This is a genomic window from Variovorax dokdonensis (genome assembly GCF_030316895.1).
Lineage (GTDB): Bacteria > Pseudomonadota > Gammaproteobacteria > Burkholderiales > Burkholderiaceae_C > Variovorax > Variovorax dokdonensis.
In genome coordinates, this window is the sequence record NZ_JASZYV010000002.1 from 1,069,851 (window position 1) to 1,093,991 (window position 24,141).

Annotated in this window: 16 protein-coding genes and 1 other RNA gene; 12 read left to right on the plus strand and 5 right to left on the minus strand. The window is 64.1% G+C overall.

Annotated elements, in window-relative coordinates:
- Position 1 precedes the first annotated feature (1 nt).
- Genes pheA through gyrA form a run of 4 tightly spaced genes read right to left on the minus strand, consistent with a single transcriptional unit; the run spans position 2 to position 5,486 of the window.
- Complete coding sequence (pheA, locus tag QTH91_RS13520) at positions 2-1,117, minus strand: prephenate dehydratase (protein WP_286660576.1); 1,116 nt, start codon at positions 1,115-1,117, stop codon at positions 2-4.
- Positions 1,118-1,122: 5 nt separating this feature from the next.
- On the minus strand, positions 1,123-2,190 hold the full coding sequence (gene serC / locus QTH91_RS13525; protein ID WP_286660677.1) for a 3-phosphoserine/phosphohydroxythreonine transaminase: 1,068 nt from the start codon (positions 2,188-2,190) through the stop codon (positions 1,123-1,125).
- 56 nt (positions 2,191-2,246) lie between these two features.
- Positions 2,247-2,843 carry a DUF2059 domain-containing protein gene (locus QTH91_RS13530; protein WP_286660577.1) on the minus strand — a complete coding sequence of 199 codons (597 nt, stop codon included), beginning with the start codon at positions 2,841-2,843 and terminating at the stop codon, positions 2,247-2,249.
- A complete protein-coding gene (gyrA, locus tag QTH91_RS13535; RefSeq protein WP_286660578.1) occupies positions 2,844-5,486 on the minus strand; it encodes a DNA gyrase subunit A in 2,643 nt (880 codons plus the stop codon).
- 229 nt (positions 5,487-5,715) lie between these two features.
- Between gyrA and ompA the strand changes: the two genes are divergently transcribed.
- From ompA to ssrA, 4 genes are all read left to right on the plus strand, one after another.
- A complete protein-coding gene (gene ompA, locus QTH91_RS13540; RefSeq protein ID WP_286660579.1) occupies positions 5,716-6,348 on the plus strand; it encodes an outer membrane protein OmpA in 633 nt (210 codons plus the stop codon).
- A gap of 97 nt (positions 6,349-6,445) precedes the next feature.
- Positions 6,446-7,168 carry a bifunctional 2-polyprenyl-6-hydroxyphenol methylase/3-demethylubiquinol 3-O-methyltransferase UbiG gene (gene ubiG / locus QTH91_RS13545; RefSeq protein ID WP_286660580.1) on the plus strand — a complete coding sequence of 241 codons (723 nt, stop codon included), beginning with the start codon at positions 6,446-6,448 and terminating at the stop codon, positions 7,166-7,168.
- Positions 7,165-7,872, plus strand: coding sequence for an HAD-IA family hydrolase (locus QTH91_RS13550; protein ID WP_286660581.1), 708 nt, complete (start codon positions 7,165-7,167; stop codon positions 7,870-7,872). The genes ubiG and QTH91_RS13550 overlap by 4 nt, the downstream gene beginning before the upstream one ends.
- A 14-nt stretch (positions 7,873-7,886) precedes the next feature.
- Positions 7,887-8,263, plus strand: a transfer-messenger RNA (tmRNA) gene (gene ssrA, locus QTH91_RS13555).
- Between the two features lie 113 nt (positions 8,264-8,376).
- On the opposite strand, the gene bla is transcribed toward ssrA, so the two are convergent.
- Positions 8,377-9,255: a class A beta-lactamase gene (bla, locus tag QTH91_RS13560; protein WP_497032850.1), complete on the minus strand. Its 879-nt coding sequence runs from the start codon at positions 9,253-9,255 to the stop codon at positions 8,377-8,379.
- Positions 9,256-9,586: 331 nt separating this feature from the next.
- Here bla and QTH91_RS13565 point away from each other — a divergent pair, with 331 nt between their 5' ends.
- The 8 genes from QTH91_RS13565 to QTH91_RS13600 all read left to right on the plus strand — a co-directional run bounded on the left by QTH91_RS13565 (position 9,587) and on the right by QTH91_RS13600 (position 24,140).
- The gene (locus QTH91_RS13565) at positions 9,587-15,919 is read left to right on the plus strand and encodes a non-ribosomal peptide synthetase (protein WP_286660583.1); all 6,333 of its coding nucleotides are present in this window, start codon (positions 9,587-9,589) and stop codon (positions 15,917-15,919) included.
- A gap of 142 nt (positions 15,920-16,061) precedes the next feature.
- Complete coding sequence (locus QTH91_RS13570) at positions 16,062-17,657, plus strand: class I SAM-dependent methyltransferase (protein ID WP_286660584.1); 1,596 nt, start codon at positions 16,062-16,064, stop codon at positions 17,655-17,657.
- 75 nt (positions 17,658-17,732) lie between these two features.
- The gene (ggt, locus tag QTH91_RS13575) at positions 17,733-19,463 is read left to right on the plus strand and encodes a gamma-glutamyltransferase (protein WP_390367977.1); all 1,731 of its coding nucleotides are present in this window, start codon (positions 17,733-17,735) and stop codon (positions 19,461-19,463) included.
- Positions 19,464-19,468: 5 nt separating this feature from the next.
- On the plus strand, positions 19,469-20,215 hold the full coding sequence (locus QTH91_RS13580; protein ID WP_286660586.1) for a pseudouridine synthase: 747 nt from the start codon (positions 19,469-19,471) through the stop codon (positions 20,213-20,215).
- A gap of 207 nt (positions 20,216-20,422) precedes the next feature.
- Positions 20,423-21,361, plus strand: a complete 939-nt coding sequence (locus QTH91_RS13585; RefSeq protein WP_286660587.1) for a YVTN family beta-propeller repeat protein — start codon at positions 20,423-20,425, stop codon at positions 21,359-21,361.
- Positions 21,362-21,371: 10 nt separating this feature from the next.
- On the plus strand, positions 21,372-22,196 hold the full coding sequence (locus tag QTH91_RS13590; protein ID WP_286660588.1) for a polysaccharide deacetylase family protein: 825 nt from the start codon (positions 21,372-21,374) through the stop codon (positions 22,194-22,196).
- 24 nt (positions 22,197-22,220) lie between these two features.
- Positions 22,221-23,222 carry a sterol desaturase family protein gene (locus QTH91_RS13595; protein WP_390367978.1) on the plus strand — a complete coding sequence of 334 codons (1,002 nt, stop codon included), beginning with the start codon at positions 22,221-22,223 and terminating at the stop codon, positions 23,220-23,222.
- 33 nt (positions 23,223-23,255) lie between these two features.
- A complete protein-coding gene (locus tag QTH91_RS13600) occupies positions 23,256-24,140 on the plus strand; it encodes an EI24 domain-containing protein (RefSeq protein WP_286660590.1) in 885 nt (294 codons plus the stop codon).
- Position 24,141: the final 1 nt, after the last annotated feature.

Sequence of the window (24,141 nt, forward strand, 5' to 3'; positions counted from 1 at the left end):
CTCAGGCCTTGACTGGGTAGGCGCCCAGAACCTTGTAGAACGCGCACAGCTGGCGCAGTTCGGCCAGCGCCGCCGCGACGTGCGGCTGGGAAGGGTGACCGTCGAGATCGATGTAGAAGTAATACTCCCACTGGCCGGTACGGGCGGGCCGGGATTCGAACCGCGTCATGGAAACCTTGTTGGTTTTCAGCGGGACCAGCAGGTCGTGCACGGCACCGGGCTTGTTGGGAACGGACACCACGAGGCTAGTGCAGTCGTGTCCAGAGGCCGGCGGCATGTCGAGCGTTTGCGGCAGCGCAATCACGGCGAACCGTGTGCGGTTGTAGGCGTCGTCCTGGACGGCGTGGGCAACGATGTGCAGTCCGTACTGGGTGGCGGCGCGCTCACTGGCAAGGCCAGCCCAGGCGGGGTTTTCAGCTGCCAGGCGCGCGCCTTCGGCGTTGCTCGATACGGCCCGGCGCTCTGCATGGGGCAGGTGCTTTGCCAGCCAGCCCTGGCACTGGGCCAGCGCTTGTGGGTGAGCCAGCACGGCTTCGATGCCGACCAGGGAGTTTTCTCGCCGCAGAAGGTTGTGCCGGATCAACAGGCTGACTTCGCCCACCACGTGTGTCGGCGTGTGCAGGAAATTGTCGAGCGAGCGGGTGACGACGCCCTCATTGGAGTTCTCGACACCGACCACGCCGTATTGGGCGCTTCCGGACGCCGTCGCGTGGAAGACCTCGTCGAAGCTTGCGCAATAGATCAGGTCGGCTGCCCCGCCGAAATATTCAATGGCTGCCTGTTCGCAGAAAGTCCCCTCGGGGCCAAGCACCGCAACGCGCTGCGGTGACTCGAGCGCTAGGCATGCCGAGGTGATCTCGCGCCAGATGGCGGCCACGTGCGAGCCCTTGAGCGGCCCCGGGTTGGCCTGCTGCACCTTGGCGATCACCTGTGCGACGCGGTCCGGACGGAAGAAGGGCGTGCCTTCGCGCTTTTTGACCTCGCCGACCTTCTCGGCGACGCGCGCGCGGTCGTTGAGCAACTGCAGCAGCTGCGCGTCCAGCGAATCGATCTGGACGCGCAGGTCCGAAAGGCTGGAGGAGTTGTCGGAGGGAGTGGGTGCGGCTGGAACGGTCATGCAGATCAAGCGGAAGAGCGCTCGAATTCTCGCATGTAGTCCACGAGCGCCTGTACGCCCGCCAGCGGCATGGCGTTGTAGATGCTCGCCCGCATGCCGCCTACCGACTTGTGTCCCTTCAGTTGCAGCAGGCCGCGCTCATTGGCGCCGGCCAGGAAGGCCGCATTGCGGCTTTCGTCGGCCAGGAAGAACGGAACGTTCATGCGCGAGCGGCAATCGGGAGCGACCTTGTTCGAATAGAAGTCGGAGCTGTCGATGAAGCCGTAGAGCAAGGCGGCCTTGGCGATGTTGCGCGCCTCGATGGCGGCAATGCCCTGCAGGTCACCCTCTTCCTGTTCGAGCAGCCAGGAAAAAGTGAGACCAGCCATGTAGATGCCCCAGGTCGGCGGGGTGTTGTACATGGATTGGTTGTCGGCCACCGTCTTGTAGTTGAACGCGCTGGGACAGATCTCCAGCGCGTGACCAAGCAGATCTTCGCGAACCACCACGAGTGTCAACCCCGCAGGCCCCAGGTTCTTCTGGGCACCGCCGAAAGCCAGGCCGACACGTGACCAGTCGACCGGCCTCGACGCGACGTGAGACGAGAAGTCGATCACCAGTGGGGCGCGGCTTCCGAGGGCTGCGAGATCGGGCAACTCTTGGAATTCGACACCGTGGATGGTCTCGTTGCTGCAAACGTGCACGTAGGCGGCATCTGCGCTCAACTGCCACTGGGCAGGGTCAGGCAAGCGGGTGTGCCCGTTCGCTGCGTTGCTGGCGGCTTGGTGCGGGGCACAGTAACGCTGAGCTTCCTTGAAGGATTTCTGGCTCCAACTGCCGCTGATGACGAAGTCCACGGCCGCACCGCGCGAGAGGTTCAGCGGAACGATGGCGTTCTCGCCAATGCCCCCACCCTGCATGAACAGCACATGGAACTGCGCAGGGATGGACAACAGCTTGCGCAGGTCGGCCTCGGCTTTCGCCAGGATGATGCCGAATTCCTTGCCGCGATGGCTCATTTCCATCACGCCCATGCCACAGCCCTGCCAGCTGAGCATGTCGGCCGCGGCGCGTTCGAGCACCGCTTGCGGCATGGCCGCCGGGCCGGCCGAGAAGTTGTAGGGGCGCCGGCCCGCAGCCACGCTTGCCGTCACTTTTTCTGCTGCTGCTGGGACTTGCTGCCGGATGAGGACTTGCCGCCGGAATTGCTCGGCGCAGGGCCGGTCGGGGCACCCAGGGCCTTGGCAACGCTGGTGTCCAGGGCGCGGATCTTCGGTTCGATGCTGCTGCGGGTGTCGGCCACCACCTGCTTCATCAGCGCTGCCTGCATCTGAGGATTGAGTTCCTGGTACTTCTTGGCCAAGGGCGAACTGATCCAGGCGATCAGCTGGCGCAGCTCTTCTTCGCTGAAGTTGTTCTCGAGTACGGGGCCAATGGCACCCGGCGCGGCTTGCACCGCCTTGTCGCGAACATAGGGATAGGCGTCGTCGAAGTACTTCTTCAACTCGGCATCGGCGGCCTTGGCCAGCGATTCACGCTTTTCGGCTGGCACTTGTGTGCGCAGGTATTCAGAGCCAGCCATGGCGATCGGATCGCTTGCCTGGGTGACGAGGCCGCGCGCCAGCGCTTCGATGCCCGGCCGCTGGAATTCGAGGAACTGCTTGATGAGATCGGCCTTGCCTTGTGCCCACACGAAGGAAGAGGCCGACATCGCCGCGGCCAGCACGGCAAGTTTGATTCGTTTCACTTAGAGGTTCTCCGAAGAAGAGTTTGGATCGTCGGCGGCGCCTGGTTCGGGCTCGCCATTGGCGTCATTCTCGACGATGCGCTGAAGCCCGCTGAGCTTGGCGTCATCGTCCAGGCCGATCAAGGTCACGCCTTGCGTGGCACGTCCAAGCTCGCGGATTTCTGCTACGCGGGTGCGGACGAGCACGCCAGTATCGGTGATCAGCATGATCTCGTCGTCGGCATGCACCAACGTGGCAGCCACGACCTTGCCGTTGCGCTCGCTTTGAGAGATGGCAATCATGCCTTTGGTTCCGCGGCCGTGGCGCGTGTATTCGGTAATCGAAGTGCGCTTTCCGTAACCGTTTTCGGTGGCGGTCAGCACACTCTGCTGCTCGTCCTCGGCCACCAGCATGGCGATGACCCGCTGGCCTTCTTCGAGTGACATGCCGCGCACGCCGCGGGCATTGCGGCCCATGGGTCGAACATCGTTCTCGTCGAAACGAACGGCCTTGCCGCCGTCCGAGAACAGCATGACGTCGTGGACGCCATCGGTCAGCGCGGCGCCGATGAGGTAGTCGCCTGCATCCAGGTCGACAGCGATGATGCCGGCCTTTCGCGGGTTGCTGAATTCGTCGAGCGCGGTCTTCTTGACGGTGCCCATCGACGTTCCCATGAACACGTAGCGATTGGACGGGAAGGTTCGCGCCTCGCCGGTGAGGGGCAGCACGACGTTGATCTTCTCGCCTTCTTGCAACGGGAACATGTTGACGATCGGGCGCCCGCGCGAATTGCGCGAGCCGGCCGGCACTTCCCAGACCTTGAGCCAGTAGAGGCGGCCACGGTTGGAGAAGCAAAGGATGTAATCGTGCGTGTTGGCGATGAACAACTGGTCGATCCAGTCGTCTTCCTTGGTGGCGGTGGCCTGCTTGCCGCGTCCGCCGCGCCGCTGCGCGCGATATTCGCCCAGGGGCTGACTCTTGATGTAGCCGCTGTGCGATAGGGTCACCACCATGTCGGTGGGGGTGATGAGGTCTTCGGTCGAAAGGTCGAAAGCGCTGTGCTCGACCTGGCTGCGGCGAGCGCCCAGCTTCGTCTGGCCGAACTCCTGCTTGAGCGCCTTGAGCTCGTCGCCGATGATCACGGACACGCGAGCCGGATGAGCCAGGATGTCCAGCAGATCCTCGATCTCGGCCATCACATCCTTGTATTCAGCGACGATCTTGTCCTGCTCCAGGCCGGTCAGGCGTTGCAGACGCATCTGCAGGATTTCCTGCGCCTGGGTGTCCGACAGGCGATACAGGCCGTCACCGCCCATGCCGTAGATGCGGTCCAGCCCCTCGGGGCGGTAGTCGTCGGCATTGACCACGCCGCCATCGGCGCGAGTGCGGGTAAGCATCTCGCGCACGAGCTTGCTGTCCCAGCTTCGTGCCATCAGTTCGGCTTTGGCGACTGGCGGCGTGGGCGCGTTGCGGATGATGGCGATGAATTCGTCGATGTTGGCCAGTGCAACGGCCAGGCCTTCCAGCACGTGGCCGCGATCGCGTGCCTTGCGCAGGTTGTACACCGTACGGCGTGTGACCACTTCCCGGCGATGCTGCAGGAAAACCTGCACCAGATCCTTGAGGTTGCACAGCTTCGGCTGGCCGTCCACCAGGGCGACCATGTTGATCCCGAAGGTGTCCTGCATCTGCGTCTGCTTGTACAGGTTGTTCAGCACGACTTCGGGCACTTCGCCGCGCTTGAGCTCGATCACCAGACGCATGCCCGATTTGTCGGATTCGTCCTGGATGTGGCTGATGCCTTCGAGCTTCTTCTCGCGCCAGAGCTCCGCCATTCGCTCTTGAAGCGTCTTCTTGTTGACCTGGTAGGGCAGTTCGTCCACCACGATGGCCTGGCGCTGCCCGCGGTCGATGTCCTCGAAGTGGACCTTCGCCCGCATGACCACCTTGCCTCGACCGGTCCGATAGCCTTCGCGGATGCCTTCGATGCCGTAGATGATGCCGGCGGTCGGGAAGTCGGGTGCCGGCACGATTTCCATCAGTTGATCAATGGTCGCCTCGGGGTGCGCCAGAAGATGCAGGCAGGCATCCACCACTTCATTGATGTTGTGCGGTGGAATATTGGTCGCCATACCGACCGCAATACCGCCAGACCCATTGACCAGCAAATTCGGAAGGCGGCTGGGCAATACCAGCGGCTCTTTTTCGCTGCCATCGTAATTCGGCCCGAAATCGACGGTTTCCTTGTCGATATCGGCAAGCATTTCATGCGCAATCTTGGCCAGGCGAATTTCCGTATAGCGCATTGCAGCCGCGCTGTCGCCGTCGACCGAGCCGAAATTGCCCTGCCCATCCACCAGCATGTGGCGCATGGAGAAATCCTGGGCTAGACGAACGATCGTGTCGTAGACCGATTGATCGCCGTGCGGGTGGTATTTACCAATGACGTCGCCGACGATACGGGCCGACTTCTTGTAGGCCCGGTTCCAATCGTTGTTGAGCTCGTGCATCGCAAAGAGCACGCGCCGGTGGACCGGCTTGAGGCCGTCGCGCGCGTCGGGGAGGGCGCGCCCGACGATGACGCTCATGGCGTAGTCGAGGTAACTGCGCCGCATCTCCTCTTCGAGACTGATGGGTAGCGTTTCTTTGGCGAACGAGGTCATGAAGGGGGCCGGCCGAGAGCGAAGCCGTGAATTTTACGCCCATGGCGTTGTCGCAAAGCCGCAACACATGGGACGGATTCAAGGCTCTGACTGGCTTTTGGGGGGGGCGTTACGCCCTGTTTGCCAAAGTCCCTATGGCACAATCATCTTCAGCGTTTTGGGTGGTGGTCACTTGAAGCGTCCCCTTGATTCGCAGCGCGGCTGCGGCTTTTTCCCCAAGAGGAGAACCATGAAGAAACTGAATAAAGTGGCGATGGTGTTTGCGGTCGCTGCGCTCGCCACTGCCGCTGGCGCCCAGACCCGTGTCACCGCTGCCAATGGCGGTCCTGTGATCGACAACTGGCAAAACGGCACCGGCGAACTGGTCTGGAAGAACGGTACGAACGAACTGTGCTGGCGCGATGCCAACTGGACCCCGGCCACCGCCGCTGTCGGTTGCGACGGCGCTCTGGTTCCCGCCGCTCCTGCCGTGACGCCTCCGCCTGCCGTTCGCCCGGCTCCTGTGGCTTCCAAGGTGACCTTCGCTGCTGATGCATTCTTCGACTTCGACAAGTCGGTGCTCAAGCCTGAAGGCCGTGCCAAGCTGGACGATCTGGTGCAGAAGATCCGTGGCATCAACCTCGAAGTGATCATCGCAGTGGGCCACACCGACTCGATCGGTACCGACGCCTACAACCAGAAGCTGTCGGTTCGCCGTGCAGAAGCTGTCAAGGCTTACCTGGTCAGCAAGGGCATCGAACGCAACCGCGTCTACACCGAAGGCAAGGGCGAGAAGCAGCCTGTTGCGGACAACCGCACCAAGGAAGGCCGCGCCAAGAACCGTCGCGTGGAGATCGAAGTGGTCGGCACGCAAGCCAAGTAATCCTCAGGGATTGCCATCAAACCCCGCCTCGGCGGGGTTTTTTCTTTTTTGAAGCTGCATTTGCAGGCTTTGGGCCGAGCCTGCCGATAATCGAGAAATGACTGAGATTCTGAATGCGGACGCGGCCGAATTGGCCAAGTTCTCCGAACTGGCTCACCGCTGGTGGGACATGGAAAGCGAGTTTCGTCCTCTGCACGACATCAATCCTCTGCGGCTGGAATGGATTGATGGCCTGTCGCCGTTGGCTGGCAAGCGCACTTTGGACGTCGGTTGCGGAGGCGGGATCCTGGCTGATTCCATGGCTCGCAAGGGCGCCGAGGTCCTGGGTATCGATCTTGCCGAGAAGGCACTCAAGGTTGCGCAGCTTCATGCGCTAGAGGCGGCCACGCCCAATATCAACTACCGGCATGTGAGCGCCGAAGGCTTGGCGGCGGAGCAACCTGGCAGTTTCGACGTCGTGACGTGCATGGAAATGCTGGAGCACGTGCCCGATCCGAGTTCTGTCGTACGGGCTTGCTCGACCCTGGTCAAGCCGGGAGGCTGGGTCTTCTTTTCGACCATCAATCGGAATGCCAAGGCGTTTGCGCTGGCCATCGTCGGCGCCGAATACGTGCTCAACATGCTGCCCAAAGGCACTCACGAATACCGCAAGCTCATTCGGCCAAGCGAACTCGCCGGCTTCTGTCGTGCCGCCGGGCTTGACGTTCAGCAGACTCGTGGACTCGAGTTCAACCCGCTGACTCGCCGCTACAGGCTGAGCAGCGATGTGAGCGTCAACTATCTTTTTGCCACCCGCAAGGCGGATTCCGTCGTCGAATGAAGCTCTCTTTCGTTGATGCCGTTCTGTTCGATCTGGACGGGACTTTGATCGATAGCGCGCCCGACTTGGGCGCAGCCGCAGACAAGATGCGCGTCGCCCGTGGCCTGCCCTCCTTGCCGCTGGAACGCTACCGTCCCATGGCGGGCGCAGGGGCACGCGGCATGTTGGGGGTGGCGTTCGACATGTCAGTCGACCATCCCGACTTTCCCGCTATGCGAGAAGAGTTCTTTGTCAACTATGAAAATGCCATGGCGGTTCGCACCTGCGCCTTCGACGGCATTCCGGAATTGTTGGCGGGACTGTCTCAACTTGGCTTGCCCTGGGGCGTCGTCACCAACAAGTCGGTGCGTTTTGCCGCTCCGTTGACGGCTTCGATGCCGCTTTTTGCCCAAATGGCCGCGTTGGTGTGCGGGGACACAACGCCATATGCCAAGCCGCATCCCGAACCTTTGCTCGAAGCAGCTCGGCGTCTCGCAGTCGACCCGGCGCGATGCATCTATGTTGGCGACGACGAACGCGACATCCTGGCCGGTCGTGCAGCCGGCATGCGCACCGTGGCGGCCGAGTACGGCTACCTTGGCGAGCATGTCGACACCGCTCGCTGGGAGGCGGATGCCAGCATCGACGCGCCATCGGCGCTCTTGGCCCTGCTCCATTCCAATGAATTTTTTGCCGCACCCTTTAAATCGGCCCCAGGCGCCTAAAATACGCTTTCCAAGGGGCTGCATTGGTTTCGACGTAGGCTCGGAATCGCAGTAGGGCATGTCGAGCTGGATTCGCTCGTAAAACCGATTCAAACAAACTAACTGCAAACGACGAACGTTTCGCACTCGCCGCTTAAACACCGGTGAGCCTCGCAACAGTTGGCCGATGGGCTGGGCAAGGGGGCCGCAAGGCGTCCAGGCTGCGAGGGAATCTACATGGGCTGGTCTTGAACCGGGTGCCTTGGTTCAGGGCGAGAAAATAGGGCACTGGCGGCTGGTGTAGCGTGCGACTGCGCGACATTGGCGGCGAGATCCAAATCAGATCGCTAAACATGTAGAACTGCGCGAGGAAGGTTTGCGGACGGGGGTTCGAATCCCCCCAGCTCCACCACCATTCAGAAAAACCAACCGGTCCCCGGTTGGTTTTTTTTCGCCTGCTTCTCCACTGTTGAAGAGCTTTCCGGGCATGTCCGCGCGTGGCGCCTTGGAGGCAGCGGTTTCAGATCATCTACGCGTCGCAGCGAGCCTGCCTACTTCTGCAAGCGTTGCATCCTTGATCTGACTGCTTGCCACACTGTCTGAGAGGTAGGCAGTCACGAGAATCGGGGCGCCTTGCGGGGGAAGCAATATTCCAATGTCGTTGGCATCGGTGTTGTTGGTGCCCGTCTTGTCTCCGACGGCCCAATCAACAGGCACGCCAGCCCTGAGGCGCTTCGTGCCAGTCGTGTTGGCGAGCAGCCATCGACGGAGCTGATCACGTGACGAGTGAGCGAGAACGTCGCCCACGAGCAGCTTGCTCATGGTGACTGCCATGGCTCGCGGCGAGGTCGTGTCCAGGGCGCCGCCTTCGACCCGCGTATTGAGGTCGGGCTCATTGCGATCGAGTCTCGTGACCCTGTCGCCGATCTGACGTGCAAACTGTGTGAGCGCTTGCGGGCCGCCGTAACTGGCCAGAATCAGGTTGCCCGCTGTGTTGTCACTGGTCGTGATCGTGGCATGACAAAGCTGGGCCAACGTCAGCCCTTCGCCACCGGCATGTGCCTCCGTCACGGGGGACCAAGGCACCAAGTCCTGTTTGCGGAAGCGAATGCGCCGATCCAGCGACTCGTCTCCGCGATCAACGCGCGCCAGCACCAACGCACTCGCCAGCAGCTTGAACGAGCTGAGCATCATGAAACGTTCGTCCGAGCGATAACCAAATTCGCGACCACTCGCTGTGTCCACCACATGCACGCCGAGCCGACCCTGGGCCTTGACCTCAAGCTGCTGCAACGACTCCGTCATCTGAGTTTGCTGAGCCAGTGCAAAGCCTTTCTTGGAGTAGATCGCACCAGAACCAAGAGCGGCGCATGCCACTGCGACGGAGAATTTTCGCCTCTTCACTATTTCCACCGGTTAGAAAAGCCGGATCATATTGACGGAGGTGGCCCTCGCATCGATCAGTTCGCACGGCTCGAGCGCGCGGGCCTGCTTCGTTCTCATCGCAAGTCCAGACCCCGGCGCGATGACATCCTCAAGCGGTCATCTCCTATCTTGATGCGTCCGGATAAATCAACGCCGTCACCCAAACTGTGGAGACGTTTTTCGCGGATTTCGCAACTTTTCAACACGTTTTGAAACCCTGAAATGTAACAAGCGCCAGTGATCAAACCTTCGTATTAAGTGTTGCTATAGTTTTCCGATGCACGCTTGTAACGAATCGACGCAGATTCTCATGCCAGTTTCCTCGGCCCAGGCGCGGTTGTGGTTCCTGAGCCGCGTCGAGGCAAGCGTCGGCGATGCATACAACCTTTCGGGCGCCTTGATGTTCGAGGGGGAGCTCGATCAGAGGGTTCTGGAGCACACGCTGCAGGCGCTCTTGGAACGCCACGAAATCCTGCGGGCGACCTTCTGCGAGACCCACGGAAAACTGACACAGCGCATTGCGGTGCCCGGTCCGTTTTCGCTGCAACTGGACGATCTGAGCCACTTCAGCGCTTCCGCAAGGGACAAGCACGAGGCGGACCTCGTGCGACAAGCGTGTTCGGCGCCGTTCGATCTCGAAAACGGGCCCATGGTCCGGGCGCGCCTCCTGCGTTTGGCTGAAGCGCAGCACCTGCTCGTCATGAGTGCGCACCACATGGTCTGCGACGGTCAATCGATCGCCATCTTCATGAAGGAGGTTGCGACGCTGTATTCGGCGTTTGCCCAGGGCTTGCCCAATCCTTTGAAGCCGCTGGAGGCGCAGTACGCGGACCACGTTTCCGAAGAATCGGCATTGGCAGATTCGCCGGTCCGTCGCAGGCGCCTTGAGTATTGGCAGCGTCAGTTGGCGGGGGCCCCGGCGCTCCTCGAACTGCCCACCGACCGCCCTCGGCCGCCAGTGCAGGGGCATGCCGGGGATGCGGTTGACCTCCGCCTTTCACCGCAACTGCTCGGCGCCGCGCGTGAATGGGCGCGCAGCCGGAATGCGACCGTGCCCATGGCCCTGCACGCCTGCCTGAATGTGCTGCTGGCACGCTTGAGTGGTCAGCAGGACATCGTGATCGGCATGCCCGCTGCAAACCGGCGTCGACCTGCATATCGGGAGACGATGGGTTTCTTCGTCAACACGCTGGCCTTGCGCACCGACCTGAGCGGCGATCCGTCCGCCAACGATGTTCTGGATCGCGTGCGCAGCGTTGGGCAAGCGGCCTATCTGCGCCAGGACGTTCCGTTCGAGCAGATCGTCGAACTGGTTCACCCGACCAGAAATGCGAGCCACAGCCCGCTGGCACAGGTGCTGATGGTCATCCAGAACTTCGACACAGAGCCCATTGCCTTGCCGGGTGCCGTCCTGCGTCTGGTCGAACTGCCACCGCAGAGCGTCGCGACCGATTTGATGGTGCTCTTTCGCCAGGCGGGCGACGGCATGGTGGGCCGACTCGCGTATTCGCGTGCGTTGTTCGAACGTTCGACCATCGAGCGCTGGGGGCGCTGCTTCGTGCGCTTGCTCGGTGCGATGGCTGCAGACGGAACGCAACGGATCGGCATGCTGCCGATGCTCGATGAGGTCGAGCAAGCGACGTTGCTGCACCGGTTCAACGACACGCGCTTCTCGCATGGCCCATCGACGGCCATCCACGCGTTGTTCGAAGCCCAGGCCGCGCGGACACCAGAGGCGATTGCCCTGGCGACCGACCGCCGACGCTGGCGCTTCGCGGAACTGGAAGCGCAGGCGACGAGCCTGGCGTTCAAGTTGCGCGAAGAGGGATTGGCGCCAGGCACACGCGCAGCGCTGTTCATGGGACGCGGTGCTCATCTGGTCGCGAGCATGATGGCCGTGCTCAAGTGCGGCGCAGCCTGTGTTCCGCTGGATGCTGCTGATCCGCAGGAGCGGACCGAACAAATGCTCGCCGACGCCGCGCCACGGCTGGTGCTGATCGAATCGAGGCTTCGTCATCGCGTGCCCGATGCATGGACGAGCCAGGTTGTGACGGTCGACGAGTACGAAAAGGTGGACGCGCCGGCAGGGCAGGGCGATCTGCCCGAGGTCGATCCTTTGCAGCCGGCCTATGTCGTCTACACCTCGGGTTCGACGGGGCGTCCCAAGGGTGTCGTGGTGTCTCATGTCGCTCTGGCGAACGTCATTGGCTGGCAGCGGCGACAGCGATCGGGTGCGCCAGCGCCGCGCACGCTGCAATACGTGGCGATCGGATTCGACGTCGCTTTCCAGGAGATCTTCAGCACGCTTTGCGCAGGCGGCACCCTGGTGTTGATCCACGAGGGGGTGCGGCGCGATATGGCGGGCCTCATCCAGGTCATGCAGGCGCAGAAGGTCGAAAGGCTGATCCTCCCATTTGTCGCCTTGCAGCAGCTGGCCGAGCAGGCCGTGCTGTCGGCCGCAGCATTGCCCGAACTGAAGCAGATCGTGACCGGGGCCGAGCAACTCCGGATCGGCCACGACATCCGCGAGTTCTTCAAGAGGCTGGGCGGCGTGCGGCTGCAGAACCAATACGGCCCCAGCGAATACCCTGTCGCCACCGCGCTCGACCTGGAGGGCGATCCGGACGATTGGCCGCACCTGCCTTCCATTGGTCAACCGATCGACAACACCGTGGTGCGCATCCTGGATGGCCAAGGGCAGCTGGTCCCGATCGGCGTCCATGGAGAAATCCATTTGGGCGGCGCAGGCATGGCGCTGGGCTACATGGGGCATCCGGCGCATGAGGGGCCGGCGTTCGTCGACGACCGCTGGGGAGCAGGACAGGGCGAACGCCTCTACAAGACGGGCGACATCGGCCGCTGGCGCAGCGACGGCTGCATCGACTATGTGGCTCGCCGCGACGATCAGGTCAAGCTGCGAGGCTTTCGGATCGAGCCGGGCGAAATCGAGGCGCACATCGGCCAATTTGCGGGCGTCGCCGGCGCCACCGTCATGGTGCGCGAGGACATTCCCGGTCAAAAGCGGCTCGCCGCCTACGTCGCATTGTCAAAGGATGCGCCAGCGTCGTGGACGATCGCGGGGCTCAAGCGCCACCTTGCGGCCATGCTGCCCGAATACATGGTGCCGGCGGACTTCGTGCTAGTCGATCGACTGCCGCTCACGCCGAGCGGCAAGGTGGACCGGCGCGCGCTCGCGCCGCCCGCGCGTGGCCGCGAAGGCGCCGACAGCGTGATGCCGCGCAGCGATACCGAGCGCCTGCTCTGGCAGATCTGGCGCGACGTGCTGCACATCGAGGCGTTCGGCATCGAGGACAGCTTCTTCGAGCTTGGCGGCCATTCGCTGCTGACGATGCAGGTGGTTTCGCGCATTCGCCAGCGCATGGGCATCGAGCCGCCGTTGGCGCTCTTGTTCGAGCATCCGACCATTGCGGCATTGGCGGCGCGTCTCGACGAGGAGTTGCCGCGCACGTGGGCCAGCATGTCGGCGACGATTCCACGCGTGTCCCGCGACGGGCCCTTGCCCGTTTCGCTTTCTCAAAGGCGCATGTGGGTCATCCAGCAGTTCGATCCGGATTCCGTGGCGTACAACGTCTCGGTGTCGCTGCGCCTGCGTGGCTCGGCGGACCCCGAGTTGCTTCAGAGCGCCTTCGATCTCCTGGTGGCGCGGCACGAAGGACTCAGAACGCGCTTCTCGCTCGAAAACGGTGAGCCGGTACAGTGGGTCGCGGCCGAGATGTCCGTGCCCATCGAGCGTATCGACCTGCGCAGTCTGACGGCCATGCACAGGCTCGCTCGGGCCCGCGCCATTCTGGGCGAGCGCGCATGCATGCCTTTCGATCTCAAGGTAGCACCGCTGCATCGGCCCACGCTTGCCACGCTGGCTGAGGGCGACTACGTGTTTCTGTGGGTGATGCATCACGCCATCACCGACAACTGGTCGGTCACGATCCTGATGCGTGATCTGCTGGCGCTGTATTCGTCATTGGAAACGGGCGAGCCCACCGATCTTCCGGCGCTCGGCGTCGAGTTTGCGGACTACGCGGCTTGGCAGCGCTCTGCCGAGGCCACTTCGCGCCGCGAGGCGCAGATCCAGTTCTGGGTTCGCAGGCTGGCGGGGCTCGCGCCGCTGAACCTGCCGACCGACTTCGCGAGGCCGGCCAAGCCGACTTTCCAGGGTGCCAAGGTGTCCGCCGCCCTGTCACCGACGTTGCGCAGCGCCTTGCGCAGCTTCTGCGGGCGTCATGCGGTCACGCCGTTCGTGGTCCTGCTGGCGGCCTACAAGCTGATGTTGTCGCGCTACTGCGCAAGTCAGGATATTGCGGTGGGCACGCCCATCGCCAATCGCCACCACCTGGTCACGGAACAACTGGTGGGGTCGCTGGTCAACACGCTCGTGATGCGCACCGATCTGGGCGGCAACCCTGACTTTTCGCAGCTCGTGCAACGGGTGCGCAATACGGCGCTTGAAGCCTATGCGCATCAGGACGCGCCCTTCGACGAAATCGTCGAAGCGCTGGCTATGGACCGCAAGGTCCATCCGGAAGGGTTGGTGCGCACCTTGTTCAACGTGCCGAATGCGCCACTCGGGAAACCTTGTCAGACGAACTTCGTGTACGAGCCCTTCGACCTCGAACGCAATGCCGCGCAGTTCGACCTCTCGATCCATGTCGATACGGAGTTCGGGCATTGCATCCATCTGGAGTATTCGACCGACTTGTTCGCGGGCGTCTCGGCACGGCGGATGCTCGAAAACTACGTGGCACTGGTCGAGCAGGTTCTTGCGGATGAGCATCGACAGATCGCGGACTTTTCGGTGCTGGCACCGGCCCAGCTCGCGATGATCCGGGACGCATGGAATGCGACGCGCAACGCGCTGCCCAAGGAGCCGCTCATCCATCGTCACCTGAGCTGCGCGCACACCCGCTTGGCGGAGCGCGTCGCCGCCATCGATGCGAGCGGGCGCCGGCTCAGCCATGGCGAACTGCATACGGCGTCTGACTGGCTTGCCGCTGCGCTGCGTGCACGCGGCATCGGGCGTGGCCACCGAGTGGGCCTGAGCATGCCGCGCAACAACGACATGCTGATCGCCTTGATCGGCGTGCTCAAGTCGGGCGCGGCCTATGTCCCGCTCGACCCGGAGTTCCCGCAGGAGCGCCTTGATTTCATGGTGCGTGACGCGGACCTCTCTGCCGTGCTGGCGCCGGCAAATCGTGCCGGTCACCTGAAGGGCGCACAGGTTGCCTTGCTCGATCCGCAAGCGCTCGTGCAAGAAGCGAGGGAGGCCGCCAGCATCCTTGTGTCTGATCCGGCGTTGGATGCTCAGGCGCAAGATGCGGCCTACTACATCTTCACCTCCGGTTCCACGGGCCGTCCGAAGGCCGTGGCCGTGCCGCACATCGCGGTGGTGAACTTCCTGGATGCGATGGCGCGGGAGCCCGGACTGGGACCGAAGGATCGACTGCTCGCGGTGACCACCCTGTCGTTCGACATCGCCGTGCTCGAACTGCTGCTGCCGCTGTCGGTGGGGGGGCAGGTGATCATCGCGAGCGCCGACCAGGCCCGCGACCCGAACGAATTGCGCATGCTGCTCCAGGAGCACCGGGCGACGGTGATGCAGGCCACCCCATCCACTTGGCGAGCCTTGTTGGACACAGGCTGGAGCGCCGAGCCGGGACTGCGCTGCCTGGTGGGCGGCGAGCCGCTGCACGCGGCTCTGGCAGAGCAGTTGCTCGCGCATGGCGCCGAGCTCTGGAACATGTACGGCCCCACGGAAACGACCGTCTGGTCGACCACGTGGCCAGTGCGCGAGCCACGCAACGGCGTTTCGATCGGCAGGCCCATTGCCAACACAAGCGCGTGGGTGCTCGATCCGCATGGGCTGCCATGCCCCATCGGCGTGCCCGGAGAGTTGTGCATCGGGGGCACCGGTGTGGCACTGGGCTATCACCAGCGCAGCGAACTGACGGCAGAACGTTTCATCGCCGACCACTTGAGCGACGAGCCAGGCGCGCGGCTTTACCGGACGGGAGACCTCTGCCGCTGGCGTCATGACGGCTTGCTCGAGCACCTCGGTCGGCTCGATCACCAGGTCAAGATTCGAGGGTTTCGAATCGAACTCGGCGAGATCGAATCCGCATTGCTCGATCATCCGCAGGTGGCCGAGTGTGTGGTCGCTACCCACGCGGTCAATGCGCATGATGTCCGACTCGTGGGTCACGTGGTGCCTTCGGGCGACGACGTATGCATGGCGACGATCCGTTCGCATCTGCATGAATCGCTTCCCGACTACATGGTGCCGCAGCACTTCGTCACGCTGCAGTCGATGCCCGTGTTGCCCAACGGCAAGGTCGACCGGAGCGCCTTGCCCGCGCCGCTGCTCGAATCCGAGCGTGCGCGGCACCCCATCCACCAGCCCCTGGAGACGCAGGACGAGCGCGCGGTGGGCGCCATCTGGGCGGATCTGCTCGGGATCGATGCCGTGGAAGCGCAAGACAACTTCTTCGATCTCGGCGGCCACTCCCTGCTCGCGATGCGAATGGTGGCCGAAGCCCATCGATCGCTCGGCTTGCGCATCGAGCCGCGCCGGCTGATCTTCGAGACCTTGCGCCAGATTGCCCACCGCGAGAATGCGGTGAGCGTCTGAGAAGAGCGCTCGACGATTGGCGCATTTCCAGCCCGGCGTCGCCAGCCCGTATAGTGAAAGGCGTTGAGGCCGCCTGAGCGCATCGCGCAGACGCAGCACAGGCAGGCGGCGACACGCCCTTCACCTTGCTGACGATCGCCCCATGCAAGATCCTGTCAATCGCCTCATCGGCCAGTCCTACGACGCGACGCCCTACGACTCCCATCCCTATCCACTGACGTCACCGGAGCATCTGGAGGCAGTGGCCTACGTCTTCGGAGTCGACGCGCCGCCGCCTTCCATGGCACGCGTACTGGAGTTGGGGTGTGCGTCGGGTGGCAACCTGATTCCATTCGCGGCGCGGCATCCGCAGGCCACGGCCGTCGGCGTCGACCTGTCGGCCGTGCAGGTCAGCCAGGGCGTACAGGCATTGCGCCACGCAGGCCTGTCGAACGTGCAGTTGCGAACCATGGACATCGCCGACATCGACGCGAGCCTGGGCCAGTTCGACTACATCGTCTGCCACGGCGTCTACAGCTGGGTGCCGCCATCGGTGCAGGAGGCCATCATGCGGGTGTGTGCCACCCAACTTGCGCCCAATGGCATCGCGTGTGTCAGCTACAACGTCTATCCCGGCTGGAAGTCGCGCGAGATCGTGCGCGATGCGATGCTGCTGCGCGGAGGCTCCCGCGCTTCGGCGCAGGAGCAGTTGGCGTACGCACGGGGAATGATGGAGTTTCTCGATCGCTTCGTTCGGCCTGGCACCCCGATCAAGGCGGCGCTGGACGAGATGATGCCCACGGTCCGCCAGGCCAGGCCGTCCTACCTTCTTCACGAGTTTCTCGAGACGTGCAACGCGCCGTGCTACTTGCGCGACTTCGTGGCAAACGCCGAGGGCGCGGGCCTGGGCTACCTGGCCGACGCAGAGACCGCCGCCATGTTCGTCCAGAACTACGGCGAAGACGTGCGAGAACCCTTGCTGCGCGAGTGCGGCGGCAGCCAGGTGATGATGGAGCAGTATCTGGACTTCCTGGTCAACCGCAGCTTTCGCCACACGCTGCTGGTGCCCGCGGCCACGGCGTCGCGCGTTCGCTATCGCCTGGACGCCGGTCGCCTGCGTCAGCTTTTCTATGCCGGATCGATCCGAAGCGATGACGGGGCCGCGTTCGCGCTCGACGCGCAGGAGCAGCCGTGTCATGCGTTGTCCGGTGCCCGCTTTACGCTGCGCCTTCCGGCGCATAAGGCGGTGGCCCAGGTGTTGAGCGAGTTCTACCCTGCCGCGCTTTCGGTCGACGCCTTGATGACGGCCGTGGCCGAGCGACTCGGGGCGTCCCGAGCGGCCGTCGACGGCGTCGTGATGACGATGCTCGAAGAGCTGTTCATCCTGAACGCGGTGCGCGTGCGGCGAACGCCCGTCGCTGCGGCTGCTTCGGTCGGTGCGCGTCCGCAAGCGCCATCGTTTGTCAGGAGTCTTCCGGCGCTCGCGTTGAGCGAGGGCCCGCAGGCCTATGCCTGCAACCTGTGGCACGAGATGGTCGAGCTTTCGGTGCTCGAACGCTGCCTGCTGCCCTTGCTCGATGGCGAACACTCGGCAGAAGACCTCGTCGACTTCCTGGTGGAGGAGGCTCGCGCGCAACGTCTTCGCTTCTTCAAGCACGAGCAGGCACTCACCGACGCCGATACACTGCGCGCGTTTGCCGCCGAGCAGGTGGCGATGGCACTGCGCGACCTGCGCCAGAAAGCCATGCTGCAGGCATAAGCGCATGTCGCGGGCCGGTGGGTGCACGCGACACTGACCATCATCGAACAGGAAGGAAGACAAATCATGCAATGGATGCCATCGATTCGCCTCAAGGCCATCTCAGTGGGCCTTGGCCTCGCATTCGTGCTCAACGCGCCGGGTGCGCATGCCGCATCGGCGGCGCCCGCGGCGGCCGAGAACGGCATGGTCGTCACGGCGCAGCACCTGGCGACCCAGGTCGGCGTGGACGTGCTCAAACGCGGCGGCAACGCGGTCGATGCGGCGGTGGCCGTCGGCTATGCGTTGGCGGTGGTCTACCCGGCGGCAGGCAATCTGGGCGGCGGTGGCTTCATGACGCTGCAACTGGCCGATGGCCGCAAGACCTTCCTCGACTTTCGCGAAAAGGCACCTTTGGCAGCCACGGCCAACATGTACCTGGACAAGGACGGCAACGTCGTCAAGGGCCTGAGCACGCGCAGCTTCCTGGCGGTGGGCGTGCCCGGCACCGTGTCGGGGATGGAGTACGCGCGCGAGAAATACGGAACACTCAAGCGAGCGGAGCTGATCGGCCCTGCGATCGCGTTGGCCGACAAGGGCTTCGTCCTGCAGCAAGGCGATGTCGATCTGCTTTCGACGGCGACGGACGACTTCCGCAAGGACGCGCCCTCCGCCGCGATCTTCCTGAACAAGGGCCAGCCCTATGTTGCCGGCCAACGCCTGGTGCAGAAAGACCTGGCCAAGACCCTGCGCGCCATTGGCCGCAATGGCGTCGACGGGTTCTACAAGGGCGCGACCGCTCGCTCGCTGGTTGCCGCCAGCACGGCCGGCAAGGGCATCATCACGCAAGCCGACCTCGACCAATACCGCACGCGCGAACTTGCGCCCATCGAATGCGACTACCGCGGCTATCGCGTGGTGTCGGCACCGCCGCCCAGCTCCGGCGGCGTGATCATCTGCGAGATGCTCAACATCCTGGAGGGCTATCCGCTCAAGGACCTCGGCTTTCGCTCCGCGCAGGCCGTGCACTACCAGATTGAGGCCATGCGGCACGCCTACGTGGACCGCAACAGCTACCTGGGCGATCCGGACTTCGTCAAGAACCCGGTCGAACGTCTGACCGACAAGGCGTATGCCGCCAGCATCCGCGCGGCCATCGATCCGAACAAGGCCGGCGTTTCCAAGGACATCAAGCCGGGCGTGCCGCCGCACGAGGGCATCAACACCACGCACTATTCGATCGTGGACAAGTGGGGCAATGCCGCCTCGGTCACCTACACGCTCAATGACTGGTTCGGCGTGCGCCTGACAGTGCCGGGCACGGGCGTGCTGCTCAACAACGAGATGGACGACTTCACTTCCAAGGTGGGCGTGCCCAATCTCTATGGCCTGGTGCAGGGCGAGGCCAATGCCATCGCGCCGGGCAAGCGCCCGCTGTCCTCCATGAGCCCGACCATCGTCTCGCAAGACGGCAAGCCGGTCATGGTGGTCGGCACGCCCGGCGGCAGCCGCATCATCACGGCGGTGCTGCACACCATCCTCAACGTGATCGACTACGGCATGACGGTGCAAGAGGCGGTGGATGCACCGCGCTTCCACCAGCAATGGCTGCCCGACGTGACCAACGTCGAGATGTTCGCGTTGAGCCCCGACACGGCGAAGATCCTTCGGGACATGGGCCACAACCTGGGCGTGCCGCAACCGGCCAACCACATGGCGGCGATCCTTGTCGGGGCGCCATCGCTCGGGGGCAAGCCGATGGGCACGAACCGCTTCTACGGCGCCAACGATCCGCGCCGCAATACCGGCCTGGCCATGGGCTACTGAAACCGATGCAGATCCAGGAGATTCTTTTCACCCAGGGCTTCGGCACGCGGCGCGTGTGCGCGGGCCTGGTTCAGCAAGGCCACGTGACGGTCGAGGGCAAGCCGGTTAGCGATTCCCTTGCCGAGTTCGAGGCCGCTGACGGCCTCCCGTTCACCGTGCAGGGCCAGGCCTGGCAATACCACGAGAAGGCCTACTTGATGCTGCACAAGCCGGCAGGGACGGAATGCTCGCAAAAACCTTCGACCTATCCGAGCGTCTATACCTTGCTGCCGTCGCCGCTGCGCCTGCGGCCGAACAAGGGTGCGGTGCAGGGGGTGCAGGCCATCGGGCGGTTGGATCAGGACACGACGGGCTTGTTGCTGCTCACCGACGACGGGCCGTTCATTCACCGAATGAACTCTCCGCGCCATCACGTGCCCAAGGTGTACGAAGTGGGCACCAAGCATGCGGTCGATGCTCGCCAGATCGAGCGCCTGTTGGCCGGCGTGGTGCTGGATGACGACCCGAAGCCGGTGCGCGCCGCCGCGTGCGAGGCCACCGGCGAGACCGCGCTGCGCCTGACACTCACCGAAGGCAAATACCACCAGGTCAAGCGCATGCTGGCGGCGGTGGGTAATCGCGTGGAGACTTTGCACCGCTCGCGGATCGGCGAACTGGAACTGCCCGACGATCTGGCGCCGGGACAGTGGCGCTGGCTCGATGCCGACGATCTCGCCAAGCTCAGAAGCCCGGCCTCGCGCAAGGCGCCATAGCAGGCCGGGCGCGTTGCGCGGGACTGACAGGCGCCGCACTTTCGTTCGGCAAGCCCCTGCCGCGGCGTCTGGGATGTCGGCCGGATGCACCGCTGGCTCGTTAATATCGGGAAACCTTCCCGGAGCCGCGAGTTGCAACTTTCCGTATTCCTTTCGAGCCGCGTTGCGGCCGTTTTCATTTGTGCGGCGTCCTTGTTGTCGGCGAGCATGGCGGGCGCCACCGCTGCTGAAAGCCAACTGTCGACGCCAGTGTTCGTGCTGAACTCGCTGGATGCGTCGGTCAGCGTGATCGACCCCAAGACCTGGGAAGAAAAAGCCCGCATTCCCACCGGCAAAGAGCCGCATCACCTCTACCTCACGCCCGACGAGCGTTCCGTGATCGTGGCCAACTCGGCCAGCGATTCGCTCACCTTCTTCGACCCGCGCACGGCGCAGATCCAGCGGACGGTGACCGGCATCATCGATCCGTATCACCTGCGGTTCTCGCCCGACATGAAGTGGTTCGTGACGGCGGGCAACCGCCTGAACCACGTCGACCTTTACCGTTGGGATGGACGCGACCTGACGCTCGCCAAGCGCATCGCCACCGGCAAGACCCCCAGCCACATCTGGATCGACGGCAAGAGCACCACCGCCTATGTGACGATGCAGGACAGCGACGAGCTCATCGCGGTCGACCTGGCCAGCCAGACCATCCGCTGGCGCGTGCCCACCGGCCCCATGCCGGCCGACATCTACGGCGTCCACCAGGACCGCACCTTGCTCGTGGGCCTGACCGGTGGTGACGGCGTGCAGGTCTTCGACGTGGCCGGACCCGCGCCGCGCGCCGTCGGCATCATTCCCACCGGCAAGGGCGCCCACGCCTTTCGCGCCATGGGCGACGGCCGCACGGTGCTTGTGAGCAACCGCGTGGCCAACAGCATCAGCCGCATCGACACCGAAACCCTGCGCGTGCTTGCCAGCTTTCCGGTGCCGGGCGGCCCGGATTGCATGGACGTCTCGGCCGATGGCAAGACGCTTCTCGTGACCTCGCGCTGGGCCAAGAAACTCAGCGTCGTGGATCTGGCCAGCCTGCAGGTGGTGCGCCAGGTCAAGGTCGGTCGTTCTCCACATGGCGTCTGGACGCTCGAACATGCGCGGCGATAAGGCATTGAACATGGCCAGGATCGGACTGGCCGCACTTTCTCTGTGGACCGTCGCGGCCAGCGCGGCTGCGCCGGCGTGCGACAAGCCGGTCTACCTGACCCTGGACACCGGCACCATGAGCGTCGCCCCGCTGGTGGCCGAAGTGCTGGACCGGCAGAAGGTGAATGTCACCTTCTTCGCCGCGGCCGAGCGCACGGTGGAAGGCGGCGACAGCCTGGACAACCATTGGCGCGCATGGTGGAAGGCGCGCGCTGCGGCGGGCGACGAGTTTGCCTCGCACACGTACGACCACGTGTATTGGCGCGGTGACGAGAAGAGCGTCGCTCCGCGCTTTCGCGTGCAACCCAGCGCCGGTGCGCTGGCGGGCCGGCAGTTCACCTGGACGGCGGCCGAGTACTGCGCCAACATCGAACAGGCCTCGCAGCGCATCGTCGACCTGACCGGAAAGAAACCCTTGCCGCTGTTCCGCGCCCCGGGCGGCAAGACGTCGCCCAAGCTGCTGGCCGAGGCCCGCAAATGCGGCTACGAGCATGTGGGCTGGTCGCCCGCCGGCTTCCTGGGGGATGAGCTGCCCAGCGACAAGTATCCGAACGACAAGCTGCTGGCGCAGGCCCTGCAGAACATCCGTGCGGGCGACATCCTCCTGGCACACCTGGGCATTCGCTCCCGCCAGGACCCTTGGGCGCCGGCGGTCCTGGAGCCCCTGATCGTCGGCCTCAAGCGCGAAGGCTTCTGCTTTCGCACGCTGCGCGAGCATCCGAAATACAAGGAATGGATCGCCGCGCATGATCAGCCCGCCGCGGCCGCCACGCCCACGCCGGCTCGGCAGCCTTGATGGCCTGATCGAGGGATTGGAATGATCTTCGACGCCTTGTCCGATGTCTTCTCGGCAGCCCAGGTCTGGCTGTTCGAGACGGTCGTGCAGCCGGTCGTCTTCGCGGTCGGGCTGGGCGGCTGGGTGGAAGACGCCTTCGATGCCACGGGCTGGCTGCTGGTCGGTGTCGTCCAGCTTGCCGTGATGCTCGCGATCATCGGTCCGCTGGAGCGGCTTCGGCCGGTGTATCGGGTGACCGACCGCGCCGCCGTGCGCACCGACGTGCTCTACACGCTGCTGCATCGGCTGGGGTTGTTCCGTCTGGTGATGTTCTTCCTGCTGCAGCCTTTCTTCGATGGCGTGGTGGGGCCGCTTCACGCCGCCGGATGGAATGGTTGGCAGCTCGATGCCATCTGGCCGGGCGTGACCGACGTGGCGTGGGTCTCGTTCCTGCTGTACCTGGTCGTGATGGATTTCGTCGACTACTGGATCCACCGCGGCCAGCATGGACTGAGCTGGTGGTGGAGCCTGCATTCGCTGCATCACTCGCAACGCCAGATGACGATGTGGTCCGACAACCGCAACCATCTGCTCGACGATGCGTTGCGAGACCTCATCTTCGTGGTCGTTGCACAGTTGATCGGCGTGGCGCCCGGCCAATTCATTGCGCTGGTGGCGCTGACGCAACTTAGCGAAAGCCTGCAGCACGCCAACCTGCGCCTGCACTTCGGCACGCTGGGCGAGCGGCTGTGGGTCAGCCCACGTTTCCACCGCCTGCATCACTCGATCGGGCTGGGCCACGAGGCGCCGGTGCGCGACGGCGAGTTTGCCGAGAAGGCCATACCGCGCCTGGGCGGACACAACTTCGGCGTGCTCCTGCCCTGGTGGGACATGCTCTTTCGCAGCGGCGACTTCAGTCACCGCTACGACCCGACCGGCATTCGCGACCAGGTCGAGCCCGACGACCAGGGCCGTCTGCGCGACTACGGGCGCGGGTTCTGGGCGCAGCAGTGGCTGGGCCTGAAGCGCTTGGCCGGACAGGGCTGAGGCGGGGGCCGCCCGCGCTATGCTCGGGCACCGATGCGACTCCTACTCGATTCCTTCTGGCGCGCCGTCGCCTACTGCCTGCATCCGCGCGTCATCGTCCTTTCATTGGCGCCGCTGGCGTTGATGGCGATCGTGGGCGTTGGGCTGGGCTACTTCTACTGGACGCCCGCCGTGGCCTGGATGCGCGAGGCGCTCGACGCCTGGCCCATCCTGTCGACCTTCTGGGGCTGGATCGGCGCCGACGCCGCCAACTTCAAGGACGTGCTGGCCCCCATGGGCGTCATCTTCCTGGCCACGCCGGTCGTCGTGGTTGTTTCGCTGCTGATCGTGGCCGGCATGATGGCGCCGGCGCTGACGGGACTGGTGGCTAAGCGGCGATTTCCTGTCCTGCAGGAAAAGCATGGTGCATCGTTCTTTCTGAGCGTGTTCCGCTCGCTCGGCTTGACGTTGCTGGCCATGCTGGCCCTGGTGGTTTCCATTCCCTTGTGGCTGGTTCCCCCGCTGGTGATCGTTCTGCCACCCATCATCTGGGGCTGGCTCACCTACCAGGTGATGAGCTTCGATGCCCTGGCCGAGCACGCCAGTGCGGACGAACGGCGGCAACTGCTGCGTGCGCACCGCTGGCCGCTGATGGGGATCGGCGTGCTGTGCGGATACCTGGGGGCGGCGCCGAGCATTGTCTGGGCTTCGGGGGTGGTGTTCGCGGCGGCGTTCTTCGTGCTCATTCCGCTGGCCATCTGGATCTACACCCTGGTGTTCGCCTTCTCAGCGCTCTGGTTCGCACACTACTGCCTGGACGCGCTGGCCCGGCAACGCGCCGAGCGCGCCGCCGAACAAGCGGCGGCAGTCCCGGCGCTGCCCGAAAGCGCCACGACCGACGTCACGGCGGCCGCGACCAGTCAATGGAAAGCTCCCTGAC